The sequence below is a fragment of the uncultured Georgenia sp. genome (assembly GCF_937958535.1).
GTDB lineage: Bacteria > Actinomycetota > Actinomycetes > Actinomycetales > Actinomycetaceae > Oceanitalea.
Genome location: NZ_CALGNQ010000246.1, coordinates 1 through 2,382, shown reverse-complemented (window position 1 = coordinate 2,382; position 2,382 = coordinate 1). Strand labels below are relative to the sequence as shown.

At 73.0% G+C, this 2,382-nt stretch carries 4 protein-coding genes; all 4 read right to left on the bottom strand.

Annotated elements, in window-relative coordinates:
* A partial coding sequence (locus Q0195_RS13360; protein WP_299279346.1) for a cation transporter occupies positions 1-947 on the bottom strand: 947 nt, incomplete at its 3' end.
* Positions 948-987: 40 nt separating this feature from the next.
* Positions 988-1,242: a heavy metal-associated domain-containing protein gene (locus Q0195_RS13355; RefSeq protein ID WP_299279345.1), complete on the bottom strand. Its 255-nt coding sequence runs from the start codon at positions 1,240-1,242 to the stop codon at positions 988-990.
* A gap of 53 nt (positions 1,243-1,295) precedes the next feature.
* On the bottom strand, positions 1,296-1,577 hold the full coding sequence (locus Q0195_RS13350) for a metal-sensitive transcriptional regulator (RefSeq protein ID WP_299279344.1): 282 nt from the start codon (positions 1,575-1,577) through the stop codon (positions 1,296-1,298).
* Between the two features lie 64 nt (positions 1,578-1,641).
* The gene (locus Q0195_RS13345) at positions 1,642-2,283 is read right to left on the bottom strand and encodes a vitamin K epoxide reductase family protein (protein ID WP_299279342.1); all 642 of its coding nucleotides are present in this window, start codon (positions 2,281-2,283) and stop codon (positions 1,642-1,644) included.
* Between the last annotated feature and the right edge of the window lie 99 nt (positions 2,284-2,382).

Here is a 2,382-nt window from a genome sequence, read left to right as displayed (position 1 = left end):
GAGCTGCCCTCGACGACGACGCCGTCGGTGGCGACCTTCTCCCCGGGCCGCACGACGAACAGGTCCCCGACGGCGAGCTGCTCGATCGGCACCCGCTGCTCGGTGCGGTGGCCGGCGGCGTCCACGCTCACCCGGGCGACGTCCTTCGCCCCCATGGACAGCAGGGAGCGCAGCGCGTCGCCGGCGCGCCGCCGGGAGCGGGACTCGGCGTACCGGCCCAGGAGCAGGAAGGTGGTGACGACCGCGGCGACCTCGAAGTAGAGCTCCGGAGGTCCCACGTGCCCGACGGCGGCGCGGGGCAGGAGCGCAGGGCTCATCCGCATGCCGATCTCGCCCGCACCGCCCAGGAGCAGGGCCCACAGCGACCACAGGGTGGCCGCGGTGACCCCGAGGGAGACCAGGGTGTCCATGGTCGAGGCGCCGTGGCGCGCCGCCTTGGCCGCCGAGCGGTGGAAGGGCCAGGCGCCCCAGGTGACCACGGGCAGGCTGAGCGCCGCCACGACCCACTGCCAGCCCGGGAGCTGCAGTGCCGGGACCATGGACAGCACGAGCACCGGGACGGTGAGCACGCCGGCGACCCGCAGCCGGCGCAGCAGGTCGGCCTGCCGCTGCTCGGCGGGGGAGGAGGTGTCCTCCCCGGCGGTGTGCGCGTGGCCGGCGAGCACGTGCTCGGTCCCGTCGTGCGCGTCGTCGTCCGCGGCGGTGCGCCGGCGGGTGACCGTGCCCGCGTACCCGGCGCGCTCGACGGCGGCGAGCAGGTCGTCCTCGGCGACCGGCTCGGCGAGCGTGACGTGCGCGCTCTCGGTGGCGAGGTTGACGGTCGCCGTCACGCCGGGCAGTGCGTTGAGCCGCTTCTCCACCCGGTTGACGCAGGCGGCGCAGGTCATCCCCTCGACCGCGAGGTCGACCTCGCCGTACGGCTCGACCGTCTGCTGCGGGGACGACATGGGGTGCTCCTTCTGCGGGGTGCTCAGGGGTGGACGGGGCTCAGTTGTCGACGTGGACCGCGGTGACCGTGTAGCCGGCCTCGTCCACGGCGGCGCGCAGGGCGTCCTCGTCCAGGACGGCGTCGGAGACGACGGTGACCTTGGAGGTGCCGCCCTCGCGGAGGATGACGCTGACCTTGGAGACGTCCGGGATGCGCTCGAGCTCCTCGGTGACGGACTTGACGCAGTGGGCGCAGGTCATGCCGGTGACGTCGAGCTCGGTGGTGCGGTCGATCGGCGAGGGGTCGGTGCTCATGTGCTCTCTCCTTGCGGTGGTGGCCGGTCGCTCGGGGCGGCGCGGCGGGATGGTCAGGACCGGACGAGCCGGGCGATCGCGTCGCTCGCCTCGCGGACCTTCTCGGCGCCCTCCTCGGGTGACGAGCGGGCGGCGTCGACGACGCAGTGGCCGAGGTGGTCCTCGACCAGCCCGATGCCGACGGCCTGGAGCGCCCGGGTGACGGCGGAGATCTGGGTGAGGACGTCGATGCAGTAGACGTCCTCCTCGATCATGCGGGCGATACCGCGGACCTGCCCCTCGATGCGGCGCATCCGACGGGTGTAGTCCTCCTTGGTGCCGCTGTAACCGGCCATGTGCGCTCCCTTCCGTCACCGCCTACGATATACCCCCCTGGGGTATCACGTCGTGTGAGTCGCGTCACGGCAGGAGGGTGGCTCCGTAGCGCAGGATGATGGCGATGACGACGACGCCCAGCCATCCGAGCACGAGCGCGCCGTCCCAGCCGGCGCGGATGAAGGCCAGGGCCCGGGCGTGGGCGCGCGGCCCGAGGAAGAGGTTGTTCTCGCGCAGGTTGTAGTGCAGCAGGGTGGCGAACACCAGCGTCGTGGAGAGCGTGACGAGCAGGCACCACGGGCACAGCGCCCCGATGACGAACATCGACTGCCCGAACAGCCAGTAGGCGAAGGCGAACCCCAGGGTGTAGACCACCTGGGCGGCGCACATGAACCAGCGCGGGAAGCGCACCCCGCCGAGGCCGGCGACGGCGATCGTCATAACCACCGGTTCGGCGACGAGACCGAGGAAGGCGTTCGGGAACCCGAACACGCTGGCCTGCGCCGAGGCGCCGACGGTGCCGCAGCTGAGCGTGGCGCTGATGTTGCACGACAGCTGGGCCGCCGGGTCCGCGGCGAGCACGACGGCGTCGGCGGCGAGGACGAAGGAGGCGAGGAGGCTGAGCGTCGCCGAGAGCAGCATCGTGCCGAAGATCCAGCCGTCGGTGTGGCGCACCCGGCGCAGGTCCAGCCGGGAGGCGGGCGGCGCCGGCGAGGTCGAGGTCACCCGGCCATGGTCCCGCCGGACCCGGACGAAACACCCGGGACCTACGTCCCCGCAGACCACCCGCCCGGCGCCCCCACCGAGAGCCCACGTCCCACCGAG